This window comes from Microbacterium sp. zg-YB36, from assembly GCF_024623575.2.
Classification (GTDB): domain Bacteria; phylum Actinomycetota; class Actinomycetes; order Actinomycetales; family Microbacteriaceae; genus Microbacterium.
Genome location: NZ_JANJFD020000001.1, coordinates 681,439 through 708,356, shown reverse-complemented (window position 1 = coordinate 708,356; position 26,918 = coordinate 681,439). Strand labels below are relative to the sequence as shown.

24 protein-coding genes are annotated in these 26,918 nt (G+C 71.6%); 11 read left to right on the top strand and 13 right to left on the bottom strand.

Going from position 1 to position 26,918, the window contains the following annotated elements; translation table 11 throughout:
• Position 1 precedes the first annotated feature (1 nt).
• The gene (dapD, locus tag NQ151_RS03540; RefSeq protein ID WP_257508571.1) at positions 2-949 is read right to left on the bottom strand and encodes a 2,3,4,5-tetrahydropyridine-2,6-dicarboxylate N-succinyltransferase; all 948 of its coding nucleotides are present in this window, start codon (positions 947-949) and stop codon (positions 2-4) included.
• Between the two features lie 43 nt (positions 950-992).
• Between dapD and dapE the strand changes: the two genes are divergently transcribed.
• The 3 genes from dapE to NQ151_RS03525 all read left to right on the top strand — a co-directional run bounded on the left by dapE (position 993) and on the right by NQ151_RS03525 (position 3,535).
• A complete protein-coding gene (gene dapE / locus NQ151_RS03535; protein WP_257527034.1) occupies positions 993-2,069 on the top strand; it encodes a succinyl-diaminopimelate desuccinylase in 1,077 nt (358 codons plus the stop codon).
• Positions 2,051-3,277 carry a putative hexosyltransferase gene (locus tag NQ151_RS03530; RefSeq protein WP_257527032.1) on the top strand — a complete coding sequence of 409 codons (1,227 nt, stop codon included), beginning with the start codon at positions 2,051-2,053 and terminating at the stop codon, positions 3,275-3,277. The genes dapE and NQ151_RS03530 overlap by 19 nt, the downstream gene beginning before the upstream one ends.
• Before the next feature lie 84 nt (positions 3,278-3,361).
• Entirely contained in the window at positions 3,362-3,535 is a 174-nt protein-coding gene (locus NQ151_RS03525) for a DUF3117 domain-containing protein (RefSeq protein ID WP_257508574.1), read from the top strand.
• A gap of 55 nt (positions 3,536-3,590) precedes the next feature.
• On the opposite strand, the gene NQ151_RS03520 is transcribed toward NQ151_RS03525, so the two are convergent.
• Positions 3,591-4,226, bottom strand: a complete 636-nt coding sequence (locus NQ151_RS03520) for an O-methyltransferase (protein WP_257508575.1) — start codon at positions 4,224-4,226, stop codon at positions 3,591-3,593.
• 71 nt (positions 4,227-4,297) lie between these two features.
• On the opposite strand from NQ151_RS03520, the gene NQ151_RS03515 reads away from it, so the two are divergent.
• Complete coding sequence (locus tag NQ151_RS03515) at positions 4,298-4,675, top strand: twin-arginine translocase TatA/TatE family subunit (protein WP_257508576.1); 378 nt, start codon at positions 4,298-4,300, stop codon at positions 4,673-4,675.
• A gap of 1 nt (position 4,676) precedes the next feature.
• Here the strand turns inward: NQ151_RS03515 and NQ151_RS03510 are convergent, their stop codons facing one another.
• Genes NQ151_RS03510 through NQ151_RS03500 form a run of 3 tightly spaced genes read right to left on the bottom strand, consistent with a single transcriptional unit; the run spans position 4,677 to position 7,671 of the window.
• Positions 4,677-5,825: a P-loop NTPase gene (locus NQ151_RS03510; protein WP_257527031.1), complete on the bottom strand. Its 1,149-nt coding sequence runs from the start codon at positions 5,823-5,825 to the stop codon at positions 4,677-4,679.
• Positions 5,822-6,385, bottom strand: a complete 564-nt coding sequence (locus NQ151_RS03505; RefSeq protein WP_257527030.1) for a DUF1003 domain-containing protein — start codon at positions 6,383-6,385, stop codon at positions 5,822-5,824. Before NQ151_RS03505 ends, NQ151_RS03510 begins: the two co-directional genes overlap by 4 nt.
• Entirely contained in the window at positions 6,385-7,671 is a 1,287-nt protein-coding gene (locus tag NQ151_RS03500; protein WP_257508579.1) for a magnesium transporter MgtE N-terminal domain-containing protein, read from the bottom strand. Before NQ151_RS03500 ends, NQ151_RS03505 begins: the two co-directional genes overlap by 1 nt.
• Before the next feature lie 73 nt (positions 7,672-7,744).
• Between NQ151_RS03500 and NQ151_RS03495 the strand changes: the two genes are divergently transcribed.
• Both NQ151_RS03495 and NQ151_RS03490 read left to right on the top strand, forming a co-directional pair.
• On the top strand, positions 7,745-8,419 hold the full coding sequence (locus NQ151_RS03495; protein WP_257527028.1) for a YflT domain-containing protein: 675 nt from the start codon (positions 7,745-7,747) through the stop codon (positions 8,417-8,419).
• Positions 8,416-9,129 (top strand): alpha/beta hydrolase family protein, encoded by a 714-nt coding sequence (locus NQ151_RS03490; protein ID WP_257527027.1) that lies wholly within the window; start codon positions 8,416-8,418, stop codon positions 9,127-9,129. Before NQ151_RS03495 ends, NQ151_RS03490 begins: the two co-directional genes overlap by 4 nt.
• A gap of 135 nt (positions 9,130-9,264) precedes the next feature.
• Here NQ151_RS03490 and NQ151_RS03485 read toward each other — a convergent pair whose 3' ends face one another.
• From NQ151_RS03485 to NQ151_RS03470, 4 genes are all read right to left on the bottom strand, one after another.
• Positions 9,265-10,590 carry an HNH endonuclease signature motif containing protein gene (locus NQ151_RS03485; protein WP_257527026.1) on the bottom strand — a complete coding sequence of 442 codons (1,326 nt, stop codon included), beginning with the start codon at positions 10,588-10,590 and terminating at the stop codon, positions 9,265-9,267.
• A gap of 123 nt (positions 10,591-10,713) precedes the next feature.
• Complete coding sequence (locus tag NQ151_RS03480) at positions 10,714-12,552, bottom strand: gamma-glutamyltransferase family protein (RefSeq protein ID WP_257527025.1); 1,839 nt, start codon at positions 12,550-12,552, stop codon at positions 10,714-10,716.
• 2 nt (positions 12,553-12,554) lie between these two features.
• Complete coding sequence (locus NQ151_RS03475) at positions 12,555-13,982, bottom strand: aminopeptidase P family protein (RefSeq protein WP_257527023.1); 1,428 nt, start codon at positions 13,980-13,982, stop codon at positions 12,555-12,557.
• Positions 13,983-14,019: 37 nt separating this feature from the next.
• Positions 14,020-15,036, bottom strand: a complete 1,017-nt coding sequence (locus NQ151_RS03470) for an endonuclease/exonuclease/phosphatase family protein (RefSeq protein ID WP_257508585.1) — start codon at positions 15,034-15,036, stop codon at positions 14,020-14,022.
• A gap of 81 nt (positions 15,037-15,117) precedes the next feature.
• On the opposite strand from NQ151_RS03470, the gene NQ151_RS03465 reads away from it, so the two are divergent.
• Together NQ151_RS03465 and NQ151_RS03460 are read left to right on the top strand one after the other, a co-directional pair.
• On the top strand, positions 15,118-15,984 hold the full coding sequence (locus NQ151_RS03465) for a PHP domain-containing protein (RefSeq protein ID WP_257527022.1): 867 nt from the start codon (positions 15,118-15,120) through the stop codon (positions 15,982-15,984).
• 13 nt (positions 15,985-15,997) lie between these two features.
• The gene (locus NQ151_RS03460; protein ID WP_257527021.1) at positions 15,998-16,906 is read left to right on the top strand and encodes a PfkB family carbohydrate kinase; all 909 of its coding nucleotides are present in this window, start codon (positions 15,998-16,000) and stop codon (positions 16,904-16,906) included.
• Between the two features lie 51 nt (positions 16,907-16,957).
• On the opposite strand, the gene NQ151_RS03455 is transcribed toward NQ151_RS03460, so the two are convergent.
• The gene (locus tag NQ151_RS03455; protein ID WP_257527020.1) at positions 16,958-17,383 is read right to left on the bottom strand and encodes a PLDc N-terminal domain-containing protein; all 426 of its coding nucleotides are present in this window, start codon (positions 17,381-17,383) and stop codon (positions 16,958-16,960) included.
• 118 nt (positions 17,384-17,501) lie between these two features.
• Positions 17,502-18,938, bottom strand: a complete 1,437-nt coding sequence (locus NQ151_RS03450; RefSeq protein WP_257508589.1) for a DEAD/DEAH box helicase — start codon at positions 18,936-18,938, stop codon at positions 17,502-17,504.
• 114 nt (positions 18,939-19,052) lie between these two features.
• On the opposite strand from NQ151_RS03450, the gene NQ151_RS03445 reads away from it, so the two are divergent.
• Positions 19,053-19,805, top strand: a complete 753-nt coding sequence (locus NQ151_RS03445; protein ID WP_257527019.1) for a ferritin-like fold-containing protein — start codon at positions 19,053-19,055, stop codon at positions 19,803-19,805.
• A 21-nt stretch (positions 19,806-19,826) separates the two neighbouring features.
• On the opposite strand, the gene NQ151_RS03440 is transcribed toward NQ151_RS03445, so the two are convergent.
• The gene (locus tag NQ151_RS03440) at positions 19,827-20,117 is read right to left on the bottom strand and encodes a hypothetical protein (protein WP_257527018.1); all 291 of its coding nucleotides are present in this window, start codon (positions 20,115-20,117) and stop codon (positions 19,827-19,829) included.
• Positions 20,118-20,121: 4 nt separating this feature from the next.
• Positions 20,122-20,346: a DUF3107 domain-containing protein gene (locus tag NQ151_RS03435; RefSeq protein WP_257508592.1), complete on the bottom strand. Its 225-nt coding sequence runs from the start codon at positions 20,344-20,346 to the stop codon at positions 20,122-20,124.
• 135 nt (positions 20,347-20,481) lie between these two features.
• Between NQ151_RS03435 and NQ151_RS03430 the strand changes: the two genes are divergently transcribed.
• Entirely contained in the window at positions 20,482-23,628 is a 3,147-nt protein-coding gene (locus NQ151_RS03430) for an ATP-dependent helicase (protein ID WP_257527017.1), read from the top strand.
• A complete protein-coding gene (locus tag NQ151_RS03425) occupies positions 23,625-26,912 on the top strand; it encodes an ATP-dependent helicase (protein WP_257527016.1) in 3,288 nt (1,095 codons plus the stop codon). The genes NQ151_RS03430 and NQ151_RS03425 overlap by 4 nt, the downstream gene beginning before the upstream one ends.
• Positions 26,913-26,918: the final 6 nt, after the last annotated feature.

Here is a 26,918-nt window from a genome sequence, read left to right as displayed (position 1 = left end):
CTCAGGCGTGCAGTGCCTCGTTGAGCGTGACTCCGGCGCCGTCGCGGCTGACGGCTTCGACCGCGCCGGTGAGGGAATTGCGACGGAACAGCAGGCCGTTGCGTCCCGACAGTTCTGCGGCCTTGACGACCGGGCGGGAACCGTCGTGCGTGACCGGCTCGGCGGCGAGGGTGACCTTCGTTCCTGCCGTGACGTACAACCCCGCCTCGACGATGCAGTCGTCGCCGAGGGAGATGCCGATGCCGGCGTTGGCGCCCAGCAGCGTGCGTGCGCCGATCGACACGCGGTGGCTGCCGCCGCCGGAGAGGGTTCCCATGATCGACGCGCCGCCGCCGATGTCGCTGCCGTCGCCGACGACGACGCCCTGCGAGATGCGCCCTTCGACCATCGAGGCGCCGAGCGTGCCGGCGTTGAAGTTGACGAAGCCCTCGTGCATGACGGTCGTGCCCGGTGCGAGGTAGGCACCAAGGCGCACCCGTGCGGTGTCGGCGATGCGCACGCCGGACGGAGCGAGGTAGTCGGTGAGCCGGGGGAACTTGTCGAGGCTGTGCACCTGGATGCCGTGACGCTGCAGCGCCGGGCGCAACGTGGCGGCGTCGTCCGGGAGCATCGGGCCGGCGTTGGTCCACGCGACGATCGGCAGGTGACCGAAGATGCCGTCGAGATTCAGCTCGTTGGGGGCGACCAGCCGGTGCGAGAGCGCCTGCAGGCGCAGGTAGGCGTCGGGTGTGGACGCGGGAGCGGCATCCAGGTCGATCTCGATCGAGACGGCGTCGACGGTGACGTTGCGACGCTCATCCGGGCCCGTCAGCCCCTCGAAGTCGGCGACGGCGTCGATGTCGACGGGGCGGGGACCGGTCTGCGGGTGCGGGAACCACGCGTCCAGCACCGTGCCGTCCGCAGCCGTCGTGGTCAGTCCTGTTGCCCAGATCCGTCGTGCATCGCTCATCCCTCCAGCGTATCCGCCGTGTCGGGCTGGCTAGACTCGGGGGATGCCACGGCTCGACCTGACTGCGTCCTCCGCCGAACTCACTCGGGCGATCTGCGACATTCCGAGTGTGTCCGACGACGAAACCGCCCTCGCCGATGCGATCCACGAAGCCGTGCTGGCGCTGCCGCACCTGGAGGTGCACCGCGACGGTGACACGATCGTCGCGCGGACCCGGCTCGGACGGGCGCAGCGGGTCGCGATCGCCGGCCACATCGACACCGTGCCGATCAACGGCAACCTGCCCACGCGGGAGATCGACGTCGACGGCGAGCCCTACCTGTGGGGCAGGGGCACCGTCGACATGAAAGCCGGGGTGGCGGTGCAGCTCAAGCTCGCGGCCGAGTTGACCGATCCCCGCGTCGACATCACCTGGCTCTGGTACGACCACGAAGAGGTGGAAGCCTCCCGCAGCGGCCTGACCCGGCTCGCCCGCACCCGCCCCGACCTGTTCGCCGCCGACTTCGCGATCCTGGGGGAGCCCTCCAACGGTGAGGTGGAGGGCGGCTGCAACGGCACGCTCCGCGCCGTCGTCCGCACCCGCGGCGCCCGTGCCCACAGCGCCCGGTCGTGGATGGGTGCCAACGCCATCCACGCGGTGGCGCCCATCCTCACCCGCCTGGCCGAGTATCGCCCCGAGGAGGTCCCGGTCGAAGGACTGGTCTATCGCGAGGGGCTCAATGCCGTGGCGATCCACGGCGGGGTGGCGGGCAACGTCATCCCGGACCTGTGCGAGGTGGAGGTGAACTACCGGTTCGCCCCGAGCCGCGACGGCGCCGAGGCCGAACGCCACGTTCGTGAGGTGTTCGCCGGGTTCGACGTGGAGATCACCGATCTTGCCGATGGCGCCCGTCCCGGGCTGGACGCGCCGCTGGCTCAGGAGTTCGTCGCGGCCGTCGGGGCGGTGCCGAAGCCGAAGTACGGGTGGACCGACGTCGCGCGCTTCTCGGCGCTGGGGGTACCGGCCGTCAACTACGGACCGGGCGACCCGCACCTGGCCCACCACGACCAGGAGCGGGTGCCGCTCGCGCAGATCGATGCCGTGGAGCGGGGTCTTCGCGCGTGGTTGACCGCGCCCTGATCACCGCTCCGGCGCGGGGGGTGGCAGCGCTGCCGCTCGCGCTGCGCATCGCCTTGCTGTATCTGGCCTCACGGCTGATCACCCACGGTCTGCTGCTGCTGGCCGCCGCACTCGCCCCGCCCGGATCCCGCTTCGGCGCCGACGCGACGGTGGGCGCACTGCTGGCCGGCTGGGACGCGCAGTGGTACTGGATGGTGGCGTTCGCCGGCTACCCGCAGACGCTTCCGCTGACCGACGCCGGCCTCGTCGCCGAGAATCAGTGGGCGTTCCTGCCGGTGTATCCCACCGTGGCAGGCTGGGTGGGCGCGCTGCTCGGCCCATCGTGGGTCGCGGGCGCGGTGGTGGTGTCCCTCGTCGCGGGCTACGGCGCGACGTACGTGCTGTGCCGGCTGCTGACCGAGCGCATCGGGGCCGGCGCGGCGCAGTGGGCGGCACTGATGTTCGCCTGCGCTCCACTGGCGGCGCTGTTCCACGTCGGCTACGCCGAGTCGCTCTTCCTGTTCCTGCTGTTCTCGGCGCTGTGGGCCGTGCAGCGCCGCAGATACGCGTGGCTGTACGTGCTGATCCCGTTGATGGGCTTCACCCGGCCCGGGGTGCTCGCGTTCTCCCTCTTCCTGGCACTGCACGGGGTGGCGCGGTGGCTCAAGCGCCGAACCGACCCGCTCACGACGCGCGAGATCGTGCACATCGTCGCCTCCGGGTTGCTGGGCGCCGCGGTGGGGTTGTCTTGGATGGTCATCGCGGCGCTGGTCACCGGACAGGCGGATGCCTATCTCGCGACCGAGCTGGCGTGGCGGCGCAACTGGGTGCCGGACGCGGGTGGCACCTTCCTGCCGTTCGAGGGTTTCGTCCAGGCCGCCGCGTTCTGGTTCAGCCAGTGGGGCTTGGGTGCCGTCGCCGGTTACATCGCCCTTGCGGCATCCGTCGCGCTCGTCGCCGTGCTGCTGTGGCGGGGGAAGCATGTGCGCCGGTTGGGGGTGGATCTGCGGCTGTGGTCGGCCGCTTACCTGCTCTACCTGCTGGCCGTCTTCTTCCCGCAGTCGAGCATCCTTCGCCTGCTGCTGCCGTTGTCGCCGCTGTGGGGAGCGGTGGCGATGCCGCCCTCGCGGGTGTGGCGGGTGGGCGTGATCGTGGTGTGCCTGGCGGGGCAATGGTGGTGGATCTACAACATGTACGCCCTCGGCAACACGTTCTGGCGTATCCCGTGAATATGTTTCCAGCGGCCCGGATTATCCCCTGTCGGTTGCACAGGATAAACTCAGGACCAGACCTACGACGAAAAGGAGCCCGCAATGGCAGCCATGAAGCCGCGAACCGGTGATGGACCGATGGAGGCCGTGAAGGAGGGACGCCTGATCATTGTGCGTGTTCCCCTCGAAGGCGGCGGTCGCCTGGTGGTCTCGGTCAATGACGACGAGGCGAAAGAACTTTACAACGTCCTCGGCGGCGTGGTCAGCGCAGCCTGACGCACAACGCACGTCCGAAGCGGCCGGTCATTGCGACCGGCCGCTTCCTCGTTGGTCACGGGGTGTAGACCGTGGTCAGCTGCAGCAGGCCTTCGCCGGTGATCGACAGGGCACCCACCACCGCGGCGGAGGACTGCGTCTCCTGGATGAGTGAGCGGTAGGCGCTGGTGATCGGGTCGCGGCGCACCGGGTCGGCGACGGCTCCGCCGCCGAGCACGCGGGGCACCAGAACGGTGCCGCCGGCGCGCACGAGGCGCAGGCCATGCTCGACGTACTCGATGACACCCTCGGGGTCGGCGTCGATCAGCACGATGTCGTAGGAGGCCTCGTTCATGCGAGGCAGCACGTCGGATCCGCGGCCGCTGATGAACCGGGCACGGGCGGGGGCGACGCCGGCGGCGCTGAACGCCTGGCGGGCAGCGCCCAGGTGCTCCCGCTCGATGTCGATGGTCGTGAGCGTCGCGCGCGGCGAGCCGTGCAGGAGCCACAGTCCCGACACTCCGGCCCCGGTGCCGATCTCGACGATATTGAGGGCCTTCGACGCGGCGGCGATGACCGCGCACTGCGCGCCGACGGGTGCGCTGATCGGATCGGCACCCAGTTCCAGTGCGTGTGCGCGTGCTCGCGCGATCTTGTCAGGTTCAACCGTGACCTCGGCTGCGAACCTGCGGTTCGCGTCGTGCTCGCCCATGGGGACCTCCAGCAGTCAGCGTACGCGGGCGCAACGCTCGAACGAGGCAGGCGCACGGGTAACCTGGTCGCATGGTGTTCGGGCTCACGTGGGAGAAGCTGCTGCTGATCGCTGTGATCGCCGGCATGCTCATCGGTCCCGAGCGACTGCCGCGGTACGCCGAAGGGCTTGCCCGCTTCACCGTGCGCGCCCGCGAGTGGGTTTCCGGCGCGAAGACGCGCGTCAAGGACGAGATGGGCGGCGAACTCGACGACGTGGATTGGCGGAAGCTCGATCCCCGTCAGTACGACCCGCGGCGCATCATCCGGGAGGCGCTGCTGGACGACGCCCCGACGCCCACGGTGCGCGCTGCGGCAGCGGGAGCGGCGATCAGCGCGGCGTCCGCAGCGCCTCAGCCCGCAGCTGTGCGCCCGGAGGGCCCGCCGCCCTTCGACGCCGAAGCGACCTGAGTCAGCGCGGCGCGAACGGCAGGGGACGGCCGGCGAGGCTGCGGCCCTGCGCGAGGATGCCGTCGGCGAGGCCGATGATCGCAGCCGCCGCCGGGTCGGCGGGGGCGCCGGCGACGACCGGCACCCCGGTGTCGCCGCTGACCCGCAGCGCGGGGCTGAGCGGCACGGTCGCCAGGAGCGGCACGGGTGCGGCATCCAGCGACAGCGCCGCGGCGACCGCTGCCCCGCCGCCGGCGCCGAACAGATCGAGCACGGTGCCGTCGGGCAGGGTCATCGCGGCCATGTTCTCCACGACGCCGATCACGCGCTGGCCGGTCTGGCGGGCGACGAGACCACTGCGCACGGCGACGTCGGATGCGGCGGCCTGCGGCGTGGTGACGACGAGGACTTCGGCGTGGGGGAGCAACTGCCCGACCGAGATGGCGACGTCGCCGGTACCAGGCGGCATGTCCAGCAGCAGCACGTCGAGGTCACCGAAGTACACCTCGGTGAGGAACTGCTGCACGGTGCGGTGCAGCATCGGCCCGCGCCAGGCGACCGCGCCGCCCCCGGCGACACCGTCGCGGGGGAGGAACATGCCGATGGAGATGGCCTTCACGCCGTAGGCGACCGGCGGCAGCATGAGGTCGTCGATGCGGGTGGGCTGCGGCGGGAGGCCGTCGGGGCCGACCAGGCCCAGCAGACCCGGGATGGAGAACCCGTGCACGTCGGCGTCGATGACCCCGACCGCCGCGCCCCGCGCGGCAAGCGCCACAGCGAGGTTGGCGGTGAGGGTCGACTTGCCGACGCCGCCCTTGCCGCTGGTGACGGCGATGACCCGGGTGAGCGAGTCGGGGCCGAAGGGCATCTGGCGTGCGGGCCGGCCGCCGCGCAGCCGCTCGGTGAGGGCGGCGCGCTGCTGCGGGGTCATGACCCCGACAGTCAGTGCCACGCCGGTGATGCCGGGGACGGCGGCCGCGGCGGCACGCACGTCGGATTCGATGCGCTGGGCGGCGGGGCAGCCGACGATCGTGAGGGCGATGGACACGTCGGCAACGCCCTCGCGCACGGCGACGGCCTGCACCATGTCGAGTTCGGCCAGCGGGCGGCGCAGCTCGGGGTCGGTGACGGCCCCGACCGCAGCGCGAACGGCATCGTCGATCGTGCTCACGCGGGCGTCGCCTCGTCGGTGGTGCCGACGGCGCTGTTTTCGTGGCCGACCTGGCCGCTGTTGCGCCCTTCGACGCGTTCCAGTGCGCGGTTGAGCTCTTGGCGCAGCACGTCCTTGGTGACGACTTCGCTGGTGACCTCAGTCAGCGCCATGCGCAGTGCGACGATCTCGCGGGCGAGGTATTCGGTGTCGGCGAGGTTGCGTTCGGAGCGCTGCCGATCCTGTTCGATCTGCACGCGGTCGCGGTCGTCCTGACGGTTCTGCGCCAGCAGGATCAGCGGCGCGGCGTACGACGCCTGCAGCGACAGCATGAGGGTCAGCGCCGTGAAGCCGTTCGCGGCCGAGTCGAAGCGCAGAGGTGCCGGCACCAGCGTGTTCCAGCTGATCCACGCGATGCAGAACAGGGTGAGCAGCAGCAGGAACATCGGCGTGCCCATGGCACGCGCGATCCACTCGGTGAAGCGGCCGAATGTGTCGCGCGACGGCTGCGCGGGGCGGGGGGTGAGCATCCCCGGGCGTCCGAGCGGCGCCTCGAGGGTCGCCTTTGGTGCGCGGGCCATCAGCGGCGTCCCATTCGCGACGGGGGAGCGGCGTGGCCGATTTCGTGCGGCGGCGCATCGTGCGATCGCCAGTCGTCGGGCAGCAGGTAATCGAGCACGTCGTCGACGCTGACCGCGCCGACCAGCCGGTGGGCCTGATCGATGACGGGAAGGGAAACCAGGTTGTACGTCGCCAGCAGGCGCGCCACTTCGGTCGCCGATGCGGTTGCCAGCACCGGCTCGAGGGTGTCGTCGATGATGGCCCCCAGCCGCTCGTGCGGCGGGTAGCGCAGCATCCGCTGGAAATGCACGACACCCAAGAGGCGCCCGGTGGGGGTCTCGAACGGCGGCAGCGTGATGTAGACCGACGCAGCGAGGGCGGGGTGCAGTTCGTGGCGGCGGATGAGGGCCAGCGCCTCGGCCACGGTGTTCTCGGCCGACAGCACGATGGGCTCGTTGGTCATCAGACCGCCGGCGGTGTCGGGACCGTACTCCAGGAGCGCGCGGACGTCTTCGGCCTCGTCGGGCTCCATGAGGCCCAGCAACTGAGCGATGCGCCCGGCGGGCAGCTGACCGAGCAGGTCGGCGGCGTCGTCGGGTTCCATGTGGTCGAGGATGTCGGCGGCGCGTTCGTCACCGAGCCGTTCGAGGATGTGCATCTGCTCGTCTTCGGGCATCTCTTCGAGCGCGTCCGCCAGCCGGTCATCCGGCAGCTCTTCGGCGACTTCGAACAGGCGCTCCTCGGGGAGGTCAAGCAGGGTGTTGGCGAGGTCGGCCGGCTTGAGTTCGGAATACGTCGCGACCAGCTGCTCAGCGGACTGGGCTTCGCCCGGAGTCTGGTCCTCGCGCACTTCAGCCCAGGAGGCGAACGTCGTCGGCCCCTTGGCGAAGGGGGAGGCGCTGGTCTTCGGGCGCCGCAGGAACAGCTGCGACACGTCCCATTCGCCGATGCGGTTGCGGTCGATAGCGACGTCTTCGATCACCGCGGTGCCGCTGCCGTCGCGGAGGTAGACCTTGCGGCCGAGCAGTTCCGCCATGACGCGCACTTCGCCCCCGCGCTGCTGGAAGCGCCGAACGTTGATCAGGCCGGTGGTGATCACCTGCCCGGTCACGATGGAGGTGACGCGTCCGATCGAGAGGAAGACGTTGCGCCGGCCGGGGATCTCCACGACGAGGCCGATCACCCGGGGCGGGTCGTCTTTTCGGAAGATGACGACGACGTCCCGAACCTTGCCGAGGCGGTCACCGGCGGGGTCGAAGACCGTACAGCCGGCCAGCCGCGCGACGAAAACCCTCTGCGTGCTCACGTCACAAGCGTAGTGCGCGGGCCGTGCGCGCGGCCCCGAAGCGCCGTGTGAGTGCCCATGCGAAGATGGGGAGATGAGCATGATGGGGGCCTTCGGTTCGGGGCGGAACACTGTCGGCGATACCGTCGCGACCTTCACCACCTACGAGGCTGCACAGAAGGCGGTGTCGGCGCTCATCGCCGCCGACGTGCCGGCGCGTGACATCGCGATCGTGGGGCAGGACCTGCGCTCGATCGAGAAGGTCACCGGGCGGCTGGGCTACGCCACCGCCGCTCGCCAAGGCGCCATCAACGGCGTGCTGCTCGGATTGCTGTTCGCGGCGATCTTCGTGCTCGGCACGCCGGATGTCCCGATCCAGTTGTTCGTCGGCGTGCTGTTCGTCGGCATCGCGATGGGCATGCTGATGAGCATCATCACGTATTCGTTCGTGCGCCGCCGCCGGGACTACGCCTCGATCACTCAGGTGGTCGCCGACCGCTACGACCTCACCGTGCTGCCCAGCAGCGTGCACCGCGCGCGTCAGGCGCTGGGGCGCGGGGACGCACCGGCCGTCGCCGTCGCCCCGACCCCGGTCGCTCCGGGCGCGGCGCCGGGAACCGCGCCTGCGCCGGCAGCGCGTCCCGCCCTTGATGACCCGAACGAGCCGCCGCGGTATGGCGAGCGCATCGTCCCGCCACAGGCGACACCCGCGGACGGCGCGGCGCCGGAGGATTCCGGCGACGCAGGCGAGGACGACCGCCGCGCATGACCGAGGGCTTCACCGTCGCACTTCCGACCGGTGAGGTGACCGTCTCGGCGGCATTCGAGACGCCCGCCGATCCGTGGGCGGCGATGGCAATCGCCCATGGCGCCGGAGCCGGATACTCCCACCCGTTCCTCGTCGGTTTCGCCCGCGGCGTGCGCGCCGCCGGCATGGCAACGCTGCGGTTCAACTTCCCGTACGTCGAAGCAGGGCGGCGGATGCCGGGACCGGCCGCGCACGCGGTGGCCACCTGGCGTGCCGCCGATGCCGCGCTGCGCGCCCAGGCGCCCGGAGTGCCGGTCTGGGCGGCCGGCAAGTCGTACGGCGGGCGCATGGCGTCGATGGCGGCGGCGGAGGGTGAGATCGCGCCTGCAGGGCTGGTGTACCTGGGGTACCCGCTGCATCCACCCGGGCAGCCCGAGAAGCTGCGCGTCGCCCACCTTCCCGATGTTGCGCCGCCGCAGCTGTTCGTCGAGGGGACCAACGACCCGTTCGTCGATCCGCACGCTCAACTGGACGATGCCGTGGCATCCTGCCGGGATGCCGCCGTGCACTGGGTCGACGGCGGTAACCACTCGTTCGAGGTGAAGGGCCGCAAGCGCCCCGCCGACGAGGTCGGCGAGGGATTGGCGGACGTCGTCGTGGCATGGTTGCGAGCACGCTCCGCTGCCGCTGAGATGCGGAGATCTGCCGGAATGCGGATGCCCGAGTACTGAACATCCGCATTCCGGAGGATCTCCTCATTTCGGCTCTGGGGCTGAGTGAAGCGGTACAGCCCTCGCAGTGCAGCAGGCACGAGCGCCACGGCCCGCCGTCCGGCAGTGCCGGACAGGCAGGCGGGTGCCCCGCACCTAGAACGGTGGGGGTGCGCCGCTGCTGGCGGCGGCGATGAATTCGAGCGGGCGCTGCGGGATGTCGGCGTAGACCCTCCCGGTGGGGCTGGTCCACGCCAGCACCCCGCCGGGGTGTTGTTCCACGGTCCAGGCGGTGTTGTGTTTGAGCATGTGGTGCCGTTTGCACAGGTGGGCGAGGTTGCACATCCGGGTGGGGCCGCCGTGGGTGTAGTCGACGGTGTGGTCGATGTCGCAGTGCCACACCGCGGCGCGGCAGCCGGGGAACCGGCAGTGCTCGTCCCTGCCCCGCAGGAACCGGCGTTGCGCCCTGGAGGGCCGGTAGGTGTCGGTGCTGTCGATCGCGCCGGTGCGGGGGTCGGTGAACATCCGGTCCCAGGCGGTGGCGTGGGAGGCATAGTGGCGGGCAGTGCCCGGGTCCATCGGCCCGTGCCCCACGAACGTCGCCGGCACATCCGCACCGGCGAGGGTCGCGGCGGGGACGGTGACCTGGATGTGCGCGACGATCGCATCCGTCTCACAGACGGTCCCGTCGGACGCTTCCGCAGTGGCGTGCCCGGTGAGCAGCAGGTCGCTGAGCACGTCGGCGCGGCGTTGGTCCATCGTGCGGGTGTCGACCGGCTGGGCCTCACCCGCGGCATCCGGGGCGCTGTCGTTGCTCGCCGTGCCGCCGTCTTCGGCGAGCAGCATGCGGGCGCACTGGGTGATCCGGTCCATGATCCCGTGAACGAGGTGCGCGGGGAGCAGAGCACCCAACTCGGCCATACCGTCCGCCAGGTCGTGCACCCAGACCCGGCGGGCTTCCGCCGCCGTCGCGTACCGTTCCGTGAACGGAACAGGGTCGATGCGTTGCGCGAGCGCGAGGATCGCCGGCCGGGCTCGGCCCGCGGTCTCCTTCTCCGCGACCGCGAGGGCGGCCTGTTCGAACAGGGCGCGCGCGTCGGGGTCGGTGAGCCGGGCGCCGGCTTCTTCGATCACCCGCAGGTGCCCGATGTCGATCCGGCCCTCCGCCAGTGCGGTGACGGTGGCGGGGAACCGGTCGCGCATCACCCCGGCCTGGTGGATGCGGTTCTGCATCCCCCGATCCGACCGGCGCGTCGCGGCGGCAAGCTCCGCCGCCATCGACCGCAACGGCAGTTCCCGCTCCCGCTGCGCGGACAGCGGGATCGCGGCGGTTTCCGCCGCCGCAATGTCCCCGGCCCGCCCCAGAAGCACCAGTTGCCGGGCCTGGATCGCGGCGAGCTGCCGGTCAGATTCCACCATCTCCGCGACCACCGCGATCGCCGACATCACATCGGTCGGGGTGGTGGTCGGGGAGGTGTTCATACCCCCAATCCTGCCGACCCCCTCCGACATCGAGAGGTCTAAAACCCAGGTCCCACGGGCATTGTGGAAAAGTCACACAAAATGATCCTGTGGAGGAAACGGCGCACAAAAACGCCGCGCAAATCACCGCCCGGCGGCGTACCCCTGCATCCCGCGAGCATTCGCCGCGGCCCACAACACGCCGCGGGAATGGTCGATCCCGACGGCGCTGAGCCGCCCCAGGGTCCAGTCCCCGGCGCGCGTTACATCGTGCCCGCGCGCGATCAGCTCGTCGATGACGTCGTCGCCCAACCGGTCTTCGGCCATGACTCCCGCGGGCGTCCAGGTGCGCGGCCAGAAGGAATCCACCAGTGCCGTGGTGTGCAGCGTCGGCGCGTCGATCGCCTGCTGCGCGGTGTACCCGCCGACGAGCATCCGCAGCAGCATCGGCAGCTGCCACTGGTCCTGCTGGTCGCCGCCGGGGGTGCCCAGCGCCATCACCGGCATCCGGCCTCGCAACACGAGGGTCGGGGTGAGGGTCGTACGAGGGCGTGCCCCCGGACGCAGCGCCGACGGCGCGGATTCGTCCAGCCACATCATCTGCAGCCGCGTGCCGAGGCAGAACCCGAGCTCGGGGACGGTGGGCGAGGACTGCAGCCACCCGCCGGACGGGGTGACCGCCACGATGTTGCCCCACCGATCCACGACATCGATATGGCAGGTGTCGCCGCGGGTCTGGCCCGACTTGCCCACGGTCGGCTCGCCGACGCCGGCGGGTGCGGGCGCAGCGGATGCCTCGGTCAGGGGCGGGCGGAACGGCACCCGGCCGGGCAGGTCGCCGGGGCGCCATTCGCGTGACGCACGATCGCCGATGTCGCTGCGCCGCGAGGCAATGTACGCGTCCGACAGCAAAGCATCGGTCAAGGCCGAGCCGTCGGGGTCGTCGCCGAAGTAGGCATCGCGATCGGCCAGCGCGAGCTTCAGCGTCTCGACGATCGTGTGCGCACCGATCCCGGTCGCAGGATCGAGACGCGCGTCGTCGAACCCGTCGAGGATCCGCAGCGCCTCCAGCAGCACCGGCCCCTGGCACCACGCGCCGCCCTTGGCCACCGTGTGGCCGCGGAACGTCGCAGTGACGGCCGGCTCGTACCCGGCGTCGAAACCGGCGAAGTCATCGGATGTGATGACGGCGGCGTGGTCGGTGCCCGACGAGTGCCGGTGCGGCCGGGCGAGGAAGGCGGATGCCGCCTGCGCGACGAGCCCGGTCTTCCACTCGTGCCGGGCGGCGTCGATGCGCGCACCCCGATCGGCAGCCCTGGCAGCCGCGGCACCCGCCGCACCCGCGGCACCCGTGGCCCCGTCACCGGCGGCCACGAGCCGCTCCAGCACGGCGGCATATGGCGGGTTGCGCATGAGGGAGCCCGCCGCGGGCACGCGACCGTCCGGCATCCACAGGTCGGCCGAACTCGGCCAGGTCGCCGTGAACAGCTCCGCCACGCGGGCGATGGTCATCGCGGCCTGCGGGAGCAGCGGATGCCCATCGCGGGCGTAGCCGATCGCATAGGCGAGCACGTCGCCCAGCTCCCATGTGCCGTGGTCGCGCAGCAGCAGCAGCCACGCGTCCACCGCGCCCGGCACGGCGGCGGCCAGGCCCCCGGCGCCCGGCACGAGGTCGAGCCCCTCGCCGCGGTAGTGGGCGATGGTGGCCGCCGCCGGGGCGGGGCCCTGGCCCATCAGCACTTCAGGCTCGGCCGCGCTGGCGGCGTGGAAGATGCCGACCAGGTCGCCGCCGGGTCCGTTGAGGTGCGGTTCGACGACATGCAGCACGAACCCACCGGCCACGACGGCGTCGAACGCGTTGCCGCCGCGCTCGAGCACGGCCTGCGCGACCGCCGTCGCGGTGGCGTGGGTGGACGCGGCCATGCCGAACGTGCCCTCTAGCGTCGGGCGCGTCGTGAAGGGCGCCGGGGGAGTGAAGCTCACTCTCAGCGAGCGTCGCTCGCGCGCGCGATCCAGGCCTCGACCTCGTCGGCGGTGCGAGGAATGCCGGCGGACAGGTTCACCGGCCCGTCCTCGGTCATGAGGATGTCGTCCTCGATGCGCACCCCGATGCCGCGGTACTCCTCGGGCACGGTGATGTCGTCGATCTGGAAGTACAGTCCAGGCTCGATCGTGAAGACCATGCCCGGCTGCAGGATGCCGTCGTAGTACATCTCCCGCCGCGCCTGTGCGCAGTCGTGCACGTCGATGCCGAGGTGGTGGCTCGTGCCGTGCACCATGTAGCGGCGGTGGTGCCCGCCCTTGTCGGCGTCGAGGGCTTCTTCGGCAGTCACCGGCAGCAGCCCCCACTCCGCGGTGCGTCGCGCCAGCACGCCCAGGGCGGTCTCGTGGAGCGTCCGGAACGTGACACCGGGCCGCGCCGCGGCGAACGCGGCATCCGCCGCCTCGCGCACGGTTTCGTAGATGCGACGCTGGATATCGGTGAAGGTCCCCGACACCGGCAGGGTGCGGGTGATGTCGGCGGTGTAGAGGCTGTCGACCTCGGCGCCGGCGTCGACGAGGATCAGATCGCCCGGCAGCACCGCGCCGTCGTTGCGGGTCCAGTGCAGGTAGCAGGCGTGCGGTCCGGACGCGGCGATGGTGTCGTAACCGACGGTGTTCCCGTCGCTGCGGGCGCGCTGGTGGAAGACGCCCTCGACGATCCGTTCGCCGCGGGAGTGCTCGATGATGCGGGGGAGGTTCGCGACGATGTCGTCGAAGCCCGCCGCGGTGACATCCACGGCGAGGCGCATCTGCGAGATCTCGTACTCGTCCTTGATCAGTCGCAGCTCGGACAGGAACCGGGTCAGGTCGCTGTCCTCGTCCAGCACGACGTCGCCCTCGGCGGCGGCGAAGCCGTCCACGTGGGCGGTCGCCAGTCCCAGGTCGGCGGCGACGCCGTCCAGCGCGGGGCGCGGCCCGATCCAGAACTCGCCGATCGACGCGTCGGAGTAGAACTCCGGCGTCGTGCGGTCGGCTCGCTCGCGGAAGTAGAGGGTGACGTCGTGGCCGTCGTCGGTCGGGTCGAACACCAGCACGGAATCCGGTTCACTGTCGGCGGCCCAGCCGGTGAGGTGGGAGAACGCCGAGTGCGCGCGGAACGGGTAGTCGGTGTCGTTGCTGCGCTGCTTGAGCGAGCCGGCCGGGATCACCAGTCGCTTGCCGGGGAACGCGGCCGACACGGCTGCGCGGCGCGCGGCGGCGTACCGCGCCTGCTCACGCAACGTGGGCATCGAGGCCGGACGGACGGCCCACCCGGTGGAGATCGTGTCGAGGAAACCCTGGCCGTAATTCTGCCGGCGGTTCGTCGTGGAGTCCGCCTGCTGCGGCTCGGCCGTGGTCGTGGTCGTGTCGCTGTCGCCTGACGTGTTCATACCACCAGTCTCGCACTCCGAGGCAGGGAGAACACAGTCAGCCGGTCGGCTCCAGCTGCACCACGAGAGGCCGGTGATCGCTGCCGGTGGCATCCATCGACGTCAGCACCACTGCGCCGACCGCGGTCCACAGATCGGTGGCCAGCACATGGTCGATAGGGGAGCCGGCCAGGGCGGGCAGATCGGTGGGCCAGGTGCCGACGGCACCGCTGCCGGCGGCGACGGCGGCGTCGTGGCAGCGGCCCAGATGCGCGCCGTCGATGCCCAGGCGCATCATGTGGTCGATCGTGGCGTTGAAATCGCCTGCCATGATGACGTTATCGGCGGCGCACTGGTCCGCCAGCCACTGCAGGTCATCCCGCCACGCCTGCATCGCCGACTGGCGGGGCGCGACGGCATGCGCTGCGACGATGATCGGCCCCGACCCGTCGACCGGCATCGCGACGGCGCTGGGCACTTCGGAGGTGTCGCTGGTGCCGTCGCGCGACGAGGCGATGACGGAGTAGGCGCCCAGATCCGGCGAGATCAGCAGCGTCGTGGAGTCGGCATCCCACTGGCCCTGCTCGGTATGGTGCGCCCACATCGGGTGTCCCATCTGGCCCATCGCGATGGCCACCGCTTCACCGGTCTCGATCGTCGTCTCTGGCAGCGCGACCACGTCGGCTTCCATCGTGACGGCGGTCTGCGCGATGGCCTCGGCCGAGGTGGCGTCGCCGCCGGCGGTGTTCCAGGTCATGACCCGCACGCTGTCGTCCGCCTTGGCGGGCAGTTCGGCGTTGCCGGTGCCCCGCTGCAGCACGATGACACTGCCGCAGACAGCGGCCACGACGCTCACCCCGGCGATCGACAGCGCGAAACCGCGCATCGGCCGCGCGATCGCGAGCATCAGTGCGAGCACCAGCACGGCGAGGAACCCGAGCACCAGGAGCGGGCGGAACGAGGTCAGCTGCACGATCGGGAACGTGCGCTCCACCCGGAAGAACGCCGGCCAGGTCAGGATCGCCGCGCCGATGGCGAACAGGATCGTGACGAGGATCCCCACCAGACGCAGCACGTCGCGACTCTATTCCCGCTGGCTGGGAGATCGACGGATGCCACACCCGTCATGCGTCGACGGCGCCGCTACGCTCGAGGGATGCGTTCAGGTGTGCAACGGTTCGAAGGACCCAGTGACCTCCACCTGCACTCAGTGCACTCCGACGGCACCGAACCGCCCGCCCAGGTGGTGCAGGCGGCCCACCGTCGCGGCCTGCGCACTGTCGCGCTGACCGACCACGACACCACATCCGGATGGGCGGAGGCGGCGGAGGCTGCGACGTCGCTGGGAATGACCTTCCTGCCCGGGATGGAATTCAGTGCGACGCAGGAGTGGCGCAGCGTCCACGTGCTGGCGTACCTGTTCGATCCCGACAACGCCGCGCTGCGCGCCGAGACCGACCGCATCCGCTCCGCGCGCATGGGACGCGCCGAGCAGATCGTCGCCAGCATCGGCGGAGACTACGACCTCACCTGGGATGACGTGGTCGCCCAGACCGGCGACGGCGCGACGGTCGGGCGGCCCCACATCGCCGACGCCCTCGTCGCACGCGGGCTGGCGGCCGACCGCGCCGAGGCGTTCGCCGGCATCCTGCACCCCAGTGCCGGATACTACGTGCCGCACTACGCCCCGGATGCCGCCACCGCGGTGCGCCTCATCGCCGCCGCCGGCGGCGTGCCGATCATCGCGCACCCTGCCGGGCGCGGACGGATGCTGCCGGTTCCGGTGCTGGAGGAGCTCATCGGCCTGGGGCTGGCGGGGTTCGAGCTCGGGCACCGGGAGAACACCGCGTCGGGCATCGCGGCGCTGCGCAAACTCGTGGCACGCCACGACCTGATCGTCACCGGGTCCAGCGACTACCACGGCCTGGGAAAGCCCAACCTCCCCGGCGAGCACACCACCACCGACGAGATGGTGGCCCGCATCATCGACCGTGCCAGCGGGAGCACCCCGGTCTATCCGTGAGAGAGGATGCCGCATGAGCGCTGCCCCTGACGTCGTCGTGATCGGCGAAGCGCTCGTGGACATCGTCCACGCGCCGGACGGCACCCGGGAAAGTCCCGGCGGCAGTCCCGCCAACGTCGCCCTCGCCCTCGGCCGTCGAGGGCTGCGGCCGCTGCTGGTGACCCAGCTCGCCGGCGACGCCCACGGCCGCGCGGTGCGCGCCTGGCTGGACCGGTCGGCCGTCACGGTCCACGTACCGGGTGCGCCGGCGCGCACCTCGACCGCCGTCGCGCACCTGGACGACGAAGGGGCCGCGACGTACGAGTTCGACATCGCGTGGGACCTCGCGCCGTGGCGCGCGCCGGTGACGCCGGTGGTGCACACCGGCTCCATCGCCGCGGTGCTACACCCCGGCGCCGACACGGTCGAACAGGCGCTGCGCGATGCGCGGCGGACGGCGGCGGTGACGTTCGACCCGAACGTGCGGCCCTCGCTCATCACGGACGCGGCGGACGTGCGCGCGCGGGTCGCGCGGCTGGTGGCGCTGTCGGATGTCGTCAAGGTCAGCGGCGAGGACCTCGACTGGCTGCACCCCGGGCGCGATCACCGCGACATCGCGCGGGAGTGGCTGCGCGCCGGCCCAGCGCTCGTGGTCGTCACCGAGGGCGCGGCTGGTTCGTTTGCACTGCACGCGGCGGGGGTCGTCGAGGCAGCGGCCGCCCCGGTCGCCGTGGTCGACACCGTCGGGGCGGGGGACACCTTCATGGCGGCCCTCATCGCGCAGCTGCATGCGCGCACCGGCGCGGACGTGCGCGCGCGCATCGCCGGGTGGGATGCCGCCGACATCGCCGCGGTGCTCGCCCGCAGCGCCGCCGCCGCGGCGATCACGGTGTCCCGGCCCGGCGCCGACCCGCCGTGGGCGCACGAACTGGCGACCCCGTGACGCAGTCCGGCCCCGGAGCGCGGACGCTTCGGGGCCGGATGAGCGGGGCGGTCAGCCGCCCGCGAGCGCTTTGGATTTCAGCGCCTCGTACTCGGACGGGGTGATCGTGCCGTCGTCCAGCAGCCGCTTGGCCTTGGCGATCTCCTCGCTCGGGCTGGAGCCGCTGCCGGCGACGGTCTTGATGTAGGCATCCTGCTGCTCGCGGTAGCTCTGCGCGGCCTGCGCGCTGCGCTCGGCCATGCCGCCACCGCGGGCGACCAGGTAGATCAGCGCGGTGATGATCGGGAAGAAGATGAGGAAGAAGATCCACACCGCTTTCCACCAGCCGCTGAGCTTGTGGTCACGGAACAGGTCTCCGATGATCGAGAACAGCGCCATGAGGTAGGCGAAGAACACGAACGCCCACAGGAACCACCACACCAGGTCCCAGAACGAACCCCAGAAACCCTGGTATTCCACCGCGTCGAAGAATCGCACGATACGCGCCTTTCTCACGAAGAGCGACGCCCGCCGCGCCGTCAGCGCTCACCCTAGCGACGCGTTGCCCCCACCGGAATGGCCCTGCCTGCGGACGCCCGAAGCGCCCTGATGCGGGTCAGGAAGCAGTCGGTGCGCCGGTGCCCGAGCCGCGACGACGACGACGCCTGCGGGGCGCGGTCTTGCCGTCGTGGTGCTCTTTGCCGCCACCGTCGTGCGTCCCGCCGCCATCGGCGGTGTGGGCCGTCTCGGCGGTGTCGGGCGTAGCCGTCGCAGCTTCGCCGGCGCGGTGACGACGACGGTTGCGGCTGGCGCTGCCGTCGGCGGCGGGCGCGGACTCCTGCGTCTTGACCGTCTGCGTACGAGGCGCGGTCACGATGCGACCCTTGGTGCCGGCGGGGATGTCCATATCGCTGAACAGGTGGGGGCTCGACGAGTACGTCTCGGTCGGCTCGGGCTGGCCGAACTCGAGCGCACGGTTGATGAGCGCCCATTTGTGCAGGTCGTCCCAGTCGACGAAGGTCACCGCGATGCCGGTCTTGCCGGCGCGGCCGGTGCGGCCGGCGCGGTGCAGGTAGGTCTTCTCGTCGTCGGGTATGGTGTGGTTGATCACGTGGGTGACATCGTCGACGTCGATACCGCGTGCGGCGACGTCGGTGGCGATCAGGACGTCCTTCTTGCCCGCCTTGAACGCGGCCATCGAGCGCTCGCGCGCCTCCTGGCTCATGTCGCCGTGCACGGACGCGGTGTTGAATCCGCGGTCGCTCAGCTCATCGGCCAGCTTCTGCGCGGCGCGCTTGGTGCGCGTGAAGATGACGCTCTTGCCGCGGCCCTCGGCCTGCAGGATGCGGGCGATGATCTCGTCCTTGTCCAGCGAGTGCGCGCGGTAGACGACGTGCTTGATGTTGGCCTGTGTGAGCCCCTCGTCGGGGTCGGTCGCGCGGATGTGGATCGGGTTGGACATGAACCGGCGCGCCATCGCGACGATCGGGCCCGGCATGGTGGCCGAGAACAGCTGCGTGTGCCGCACGGCGGGCACCTTCGAGAAGATCTTCTCGATGTCGGGGAGGAACCCCAGGTCCAGCATCTTGTCGGCCTCGTCGAGGACGACCTCGGTCGCGTGCGACAGATCCAGCAGACGCTGGTTGTTCAGGTCGATCAGGCGCCCGGGGGTACCCACGACGATCTGCGCGCCGGCCTTGAGCTGGTCGATCTGGCCTTCGTAGGCCTTGCCGCCGTAGATCGCCACGACGCTGGTGGCGCGGCCGGACGTCAGCATGTCGATGTCTTCGTAGACCTGCACGCACAGCTCACGGGTGGGAACGACGATGAGCGCTTTGACGCCCGGCTCCGGGTTGAGCCCCAGACGCTGCACGACGGGGATGCCGAAGCCGAAGGTCTTGCCCGTTCCGGTCTTGGCCTGGCCGATGATGTCCTGGCCGGGAAGGCCCAGCGGAATCGTCTGCTCCTGGATCGGGAAGGCGTCCACGATGCCCTTGCTGGCGAGGACATCGACGATGTCCTGGTCGACGCCGAGTTCGGCGAAAGTCGTCACAATGCGAGCCTGTCTGGCGGTGAGATGCCGCCGGGGGAGAACGTTCCACGCCCTTCACTCAGCCGCAGGCGCGGGGCCCCGATCCACTGCCGGGGCCCATTCAGCCTACCGGAGATGCCTGAACGGCCCGTCGGCGTATCGTGGTCTCTCGTGGCCTGGTCGTTCTTCACACGCAAGCGGCCTGCCGCGCGCCCGCTGGCGCTGCGGTCCCGCGGCGACATGGGCGACGCGCACCGGGTCGATTTCGAAGCGCTCGCACCCGACGTGGACACGTTCCTCGGGCAGGCGACGTATCTGCAGCTGGGCTACTTCGAAACGCTCAGCCACCTGATCGCGTCGACCCCGGAGCTGTCCCAGAAGGAGTCGCTGTCGCTCGCGTCCGGCGCGGCGCTGCTCAAGCACCGCCGGTTCGTCACCCTCATCCGGGAGCGCGGGGACGACGCGCTGGAGATCATGCTGCCGTTCCGGGAGCCGCTGGACGCGTTCCGCCGCGCCACGCACGGCGCGAGGCCCCTGGAGACGGTGCTGTCGGTGCACATCACCGCCGGCATGCTGGACGACTTCTACCTGGCCCTGTCCTCGAGCTACGGGGAGACCGGGCGGGGAGCCGCCGCGATCCTCGCCGCCGCCGACGACCGGCAGGCGCTCGTGGACATGATCGTCGCGGCCGTCGACGCCGACGAGGAGTGGCGGTCGCTGCTGGCGATGTGGGGGCGCCGGCTCGTGGGCGACACGTTGCTCATCGCCCGCGCCGCGCTGCGCCCCACGACGCTGGACGCGGCGGACGAGAAGAAGGTCGAGCCGGTGTTCACCGGACTGCTCGCCGCGCACTCGCGCCGGATGGGCGCGATGGGCCTGGACGCCTGAGCGCCGACCCGACCGCGGCGGTCAGAGAATCTTCAGTCGTGCCCGTTCGTGCGCATCGTGCGTGCGGCGTGCTCGGGTGAGGAGGATCAGGACGGGGAACACCACGACCGCAGGGGCCGCGAACGACGCGACCCAGATCCACGGGTTGTCGATGCCCAGGCCTGCCCAGGTCAGCGCCAGCCAGACCGCGCCGCCGACAACGGCACCCAGCAGGGGACCGATGGCCGCCCCGCGCGTGGCGCGACCGGCGACCAGGAAGTGGGCGAGGACGCCCAGCCCTGCTCCGAAGATGAGGGCGAGCAGGATCTGCATGCGATCAGCCGACGAAGCCGATGCGGCGGGACTCTTCGGTGCCGACCTCGATGTACGCCAGGACCGCAGTGGGCACGATGTAGGAGTTGCCCTTGATGTCCATGAACGTCACGTGTGTGGCGCCGGAATCCAGTGCCTGCGCGACGCTGGTCTTGACGGCCTCTGCCGGCTCGTTGGTCTCGAAGCCGAGCTCGCGGCCGGTGTTGACGATGCCGATGCGGATCTCCACGGGTGACTGCCTTTCCGGCCCCGGCTGTCGCCGCGGGCGCATCACGACTCTACGACACGGCGGGGCCTGCCCGGCCGCCGGAGGGCCCGCGCTCGCTGTCGGCGAACGTCGGCGGGTGCGGCTACCGTGGGCTCGATGCGACACAGCGATCGACGGGCACCCGAGCCCGCCTCCGACGCCGCCTTCGTCCCGGATGCCGCACAGCGGCGAGTGCTGGATCTGGCACCCCAGACATCGGCGGTGGTGGTCGGCGCGCCCGGGACCGGCAAGACGGCCACGCTCATCGCACGTGTGCATGCCCTCGTGGAAGCCGGCGTCGACCCCGACGCCATCGTGGTACTCACCTCCAGTCGCACCGCTGCCACCGAGCTGCGCGATCGACTCGCGCTGGCCGTGGGCCGCGCGACGGCGGGTCCGCTGGCCAGATCGGTGGCGTCGCTGGCGTTCCAGCTGGTGCGTGCGGGCGAGGTGCACGCCGGCGGCGAGCCGCCGCAGCTGCTCACCGGGGCCGATGAGGACCAGCTGGTGCAGGAACTGCTCGCCGGCGACGCCGAGGACGAGGCATCCGCCCCCTCCCGGTGGCCACAGTGGCTCCCCGCTCCCATTCGCGGTACCGCCGGCTTCCGCGCCGAGGTGCGCACCTTCCTCGCGGAGTGCACGACGCTGGGTCTCACGCCGGCCCGACTGCGCGCGCTCGCGGAGCGGCTCGACCTGCCGGCATGGTCGTCGCTGGCCTCGTTCGCGACCGAATACGAACGGGTCCGTGCCGACATGCGCGGTGCGCACCGCGACGCGGCGGGTCTCGTGCGCGAGGCGGTCGGCATCCTCCGCTCCAGCGCCCCCGGTGCGCCCGTGCTCGGCGCGTTCGCCGGGGTGCGCGTCATCCTCGTCGACGATGCGCAGGAGCTCACCCTGGGCGGAGTGGAGTTGCTGGAGGCGTGCCGCGCCCACGGCATCGCGGTCATGGCGTTCGGCGACCCCGACGTCGGGTCGGGCACCTTCCGCGGCGCCTCGCCCCGCAACTTCGCCCGCCTGGCCGCCGCCGCGCCGCCGCTCGTGCTCACCGCCGCGCATCGGGGCAGCCGCGCGCAGCGGGCGCTGCTGGCGTCGGTCACCGAGCGCATCGGCGCCGTCGGCATCGTGAGCCACCGGCTGCGTCCGACGGCGCCGGAGGAGTCCGCACCGGCGGATGCCACGGTGCGCGCGTTCACGCTGCGATCGCCGTCGGAGGAGTACGACGCCATCGCGCGGCTGCTGCGCGAACGCCACCTGCGCGACGGTGTGCCGTGGGACCGCTGCGCCGTCATCGCGCACGACACCCGTCAGGTGGCCGCGTTGGAGGCGGAGTTGGCGGCACGCGAAGTGCCGGCGCGTGCCAGCGGACCCGGCCGCGCGCTGGGCGTCTTGCGACCCGTACGCGACCTGCTGCGCCTGGTGGAGCTGTCCGCCCGTCCCGGCGACCAGTGGACCATCGACGACGTCTCCGACGTGCTGCTCGGCGTGGCAGGGGGCATGGACCCGGTGGAGCTGCGGCGACTGCGCACCACGCTGCGGCAGACCGAACTGGCCCACGAGGGCGAGCGCGGCGGGCAGGCGCTGCTGGTGTCGGGCATGGTGCGGCCGCTGGAGCTGGACCTCATCGACACCCGTGAGGCGCGTCGTGCGCGGCGGGTGGCACGCACCCTGGCGCAGCTGGCGGCCGACCACGCCGCCGGGGCCACCGTGCACGAACTGCTGTGGACGGCGTGGGAGAAATCGGGCCTGCAGGCTCCCTGGGCCGAAGCGGCCAACGGTCACGGGCCGCTGGCGGAGCAGGCCAACCGCGACCTGGACGCGGTGGTCGCGCTGTTCCAGGCCGCCAAGCGGGCCGTCGAGCGGGAGGACGGCGCCCCGCCGCTGGCATTCGTACGCGGCATCCTCGACAGCGATGTCGCTGAGGACCGCCTGACCGCGCCGCCGCCGGAAGCCTCGGTGCGGGTGCTCACCCCCGCCGGTTCGCTCGGGCTGGAGTTCGACACCGTCGTGGTCAGCGGCGTGCAGGACGGGGTGTGGCCCAACACCCGGCTGCGCGGCAGTCTGCTGGAGACCTGGCGGCTCGCCGACGCAGTGGAGGGGGAGGATGCCACCGACGTCCTCGACCGCCGGCGCCAGGCGATGCACGACGAACTGCGCCTGTTCGCCCGCGCCGTCTCCCGTGCCACGGCTCGGCTCATCGTCACCGCCGTCGATGACGATGACACCGGGCCGAGCGTGCTGTTCGAATTGCTGCCCGACCCGGAGCCGGCGCCCCGCGAGGCGGAGCATCCGCTGACGCTGCGAGGCCTCGTGGCGCTGCACCGACGGGCGCTGACGGACCCGCGCGCCCCCGCCGCGGCGCGGGCGGCCGCCCCGGGGCAGCTCGCGCTGCTGGCCGACGCGGGCGTCGCCGGGGCGGACCCTGCGCAGTGGTACGGCGTGGCAGGCCCCACCTCCACCACGCCGCTGCGCGACCTTGCCCGCGAAGCGGTGCGGGTGTCTCCGTCGAGGCTGCACACGCTCGAGGAGTGCCAGCTCAACTGGGTGATCGGCGACCTCGGCGGCGATCCCGGCGGGTCGGTGGCGGGGCTGGGGACGCTCATCCACGCTGCCCTCGAGCACGGCTCCGAACTGGACGAAGCGGGCCTGTGGCGCATTGTGGAGCAACGGTGGGGCGAGCTGGAATTCGATGCCGAGTGGCGGGGGCGTGCCGAACTCACCCGCGCTCGCGACCTGGTGCGGCGGCTGCACCGGTACCTGCGGGACACCGAACGCGATGGGGTGACGCTCTTGGGCGCGGAACCGCATTTCGAAGTGCCCATCGAGATCCCCGAAGCAGGCGCGCACGGCGCGGTCCTCAGCGGTTACATCGACCGGGTGGAGCTCGGCCCCGACGGGTCGGTCGTCATCGTTGACCTGAAGACCGGCAAGGCCGAGCCGCAGACCGACAAGGCCGTCGCCGACAACCCGCAGCTGGCGGCGTACCAGCTCGCCTTCGAAACCGGCGCGATCGAGGCGCCCGAGGGGGCGCGGCCCGGCGGCGCGAAGCTGCTGGTGCTGCGGCCCACCGCGGCATCCAAGGAGTACGTCACGCCGCGCCAGGTGCCCTTCGACGACGAGACGCGCACCGCGTTCGTCGGCCGGGTCGTCGCGGCCGTCGACGTGATGCGCGGCAGCGCGTTCGTCGCCCCCTACGAGGAGCACTGCCGCGATGAGCATTCCTATGGCTTGTGCCGCATCCACACGATCGGGGCGGTGAGCTCGTGACCACGCTCATCTCCGCGCACGCCATCGCCGCCGCCCTCGGTCAATTCCCGCCGACGGCCGAGCAGGCCGCCGTCATCGAGTCGCCGCTGCAGCCGGGACTCGTCGTCGCCGGCGCCGGCAGCGGCAAGACCGAGACGATGGCGGGGCGCGTGGTGTGGCTGGTGGCCAACGGCCTCGTCCGCCGCGACCAGGTGCTGGGGCTCACCTTCACCCGCAAGGCAGCGGGGGAGCTGGCCGAACGCATCCACAAGCGCCTGCAGCGCCTGGCGGAGTTCGAGCGGCGGGGCCTGCTGCCCCACCTGTCGGCGCTGCACGCCGAGGGGCGGCTGGACCCGTTCGCCACGGCGGACACGGATGCCGCACGCCGGGTGGTGCTGGCGAATCTCGTCGGCTACACCGGCGCGGAACCCGCCGCCGGAGACGACGAGGCGCTGCTGCACCGGCCCACCGTGGCGACCTACAACAGCTTCGCCGACAGCATCGTGCGCGAGCACGCGGTGCGCATCGGCCGCGACGGCGAGGCGGCGGTGCTCAGCGACTCCGCGGCGTGGCTGCTGATGCGTCGCGTCGTGCTGGCCTCGGACGACCCGCGACTGGAGGAGCGGGGCGAGTCGGTGCGCACCCTCATCGACGCGGCCCTGCGCATCGCGCGCGACAGCGTCGACAACCTGGTGTCGCTGGACGAGCTGGCCGCCTTCCCGGAGCGCTTCGCCGACGTGCTGGAGCGGCCGTCGGAGAACAAGCGCACCGTCGTCTACGCCGATATCGCCCGCGCCGCCGAGAAGGTGGGCGCGCTGGCGCTGCTGACCGATCTCGCGCGGGAGTACGCGCGGCAGAAGCTGCGCCTGGGGGTCATCGACTTCTCAGACCAGGTCGCCGGCGCGCTGGAGGTCGTGCAGAGCCATGAATCGGTCGCCGCGGAGCTGCGGGACCGGTACCGGGTCGTGCTGCTGGACGAGTACCAGGACACCTCCGTCGTGCAGACCGACCTGCTCGCGACGCTCTTCCGTGGCACCGGGGTGATGGCCGTCGGCGACCCCCACCAGTCCATCTACGGCTGGCGCGGCGCCAGCGCCGGCAACCTCGGCGACTTCGCCCGCGCGTTCGCCCCCGACGGCGTCAGTGGACGGTTCGCGCTGCGCACCAGCTGGCGCAACAGCCACCGGGTGCTCACGGCGGCCAATGCCGTGCTCGCCCCGCTCGCCTCGAGCGCACCGGTGCCGGTGGACGAACTGCTCGCCCGACCCGGTGCGACCCTCGGCGACGTGCAGATCGCGTTCGATGACGATCTGGATGCCGAGACCGATCGGGTGGCCGCCTGGTTCGAACAGGTACGAGCCGCTCGTGCCGCGGCGGGGGAGTCCACCACCGGCGCGATCCTGTTCCGCAGCAAGAAGCACATGGTGCGCTACGGCGATGCGCTGGCCAGACGCGGTATCCCGCATCGCATCCTGGGCCTGGGCGGATTGCTCTCCACGCCCGAGGTGGTCGATGTCGTCTCGGCGCTGCGTGTCATCGCCGACCCGTCGGCCGGCTCGGCGCTGATCCGGCTGCTGTCGGGGCCCCGCTGGGCGATCGGACTGGCCGACCTTCGGGCCCTCGCCCAGCTGGCGCGCCGCATCGTGCGCCACGATCATGCCCTCAAGCCCCTGGCGCCCGAGGTCGCCGAGCGGATGCGCGGCTCCGCGGGCGAGGATCAGGGGTCGCTCATCGACGCCCTCGACTTCGTGCTGCGCCACCCCGCCGACCACGGCTGGCTGGCAGAGTTCACCCCCGCCGCGCGGGAGCGGCTGCGCGAGGCCGGTGCCGTGTTCGCGGGCCTCCGCCGGGCGGCGCGGCTGCCGATCCCGGAACTGGTGCGCCTGATCGAGCTGGAGCTGCGGCTGGATGTGGAGCTGGCCGCCAACGAAGCCCGCGGGCCGGCGCGCATCGCCTCGGAGCAGCTGCGGGCGTTCGTCGACGAGCTGCACGGGTTCCTCGCCGCCGATGAGACCGGGTCGCTCACGAGCCTGCTGGCATGGCTGGACCACGCCGAGAAGCTCGACGAGTTCGCCCCGCGCACCGAGCCGCCCGAGGACGACGTCGTACAGCTACTGACCATCCACGGCTCCAAAGGGCTGGAGTGGGATGCCGTCGCGGTGGTGCGCCTGGTCAAAGACGAGCTGCCGTCGGCGGCCAAGGACACCAAGGGGTGGCTCGCGTTCGGTGTGCTGCCGTACGAGTTCCGCGGTGACGCGCCGTGGCTGCCGCGGCTGCAGTGGGGGCGTGAGGACGCCCCCACCCAGCAGGCGCTGAAGCTGGCGCTGGAGGACTTCATCGCTGCCCAGCGCGCCCGGCAGCTGGAGGAGGACCGGCGGCTCGCGTACGTCGCGGTCACCCGCGCCCGCGATCACCTGCTGCTGACAGGGTCGAGCTGGTCCGGCACGCGCAGTGCCCGCGACCCCAGCGTGTTCCTCGTGGAGATGGCCGACGCGCTCGGCATCGAGCCGCCCGCACCGGTGACCGACGAGAACCCCTACCTCGGGGAGCGGCGGCTGTTGACCTGGCCGATCGACCCGCTGGGTTCACGCGCCGAGGTCGTCCGCACCGCGGCGGCCACGGTCGCCGCCGCCCGCGAGGCCGACCGCCCTGCTGCGCACCCGGAGCTGGAGCTGCTGCTGGCCGAGCGCGCCGCCAGGGCCGCCGACCGGGTGCGGTCGGCGCCCACCCGCATCCCGGCGTCGCGGTACAAGGACTTCGTCGCCGACTTCGCCGGCACGGTCGCCGCCATCGCGCGTCCGCTGCCGGAGCGACCCTTCCGGCAGACGCGGCTGGGTACGCTCTTCCACGCCTGGGTGGAGCACCGCTCCGGCCTGGTCGGCGCCGGCTCCTCCGCAGACGACGCACTGTGGGAGTCCGACGACGAATCGGCCGACGGATCCGCGCCGCTGTCGGGCGACGACGCCGCGGCGATGGCGGCGCTGAAGGAGGCGTTCGCCGCCACCGAATGGGCGCCGCTGCGCCCGATCGCGGTGGAGACCGAGATCGACTTCACCATGACCGGGCCGGATGGCCGCGACCATGTCATCATCTGCAAGCTCGACGCGGTCTACCGCCGCGGGGAGCGCATCGAGATCGTCGACTGGAAGACCGGCCGCCCTCCCGGCAGCGCCGCGGAGCGGGAGCAGCGCATGGTGCAGCTGGAGCTGTACCGCCGCGCCTACCACGAGAAGCACGGTGTGCCGATGGGGCTGATCGACGTGGCGCTGGTGTACGTCGGCGCCGGTGTGGTGCTGCGCGGGTAGCGGCGC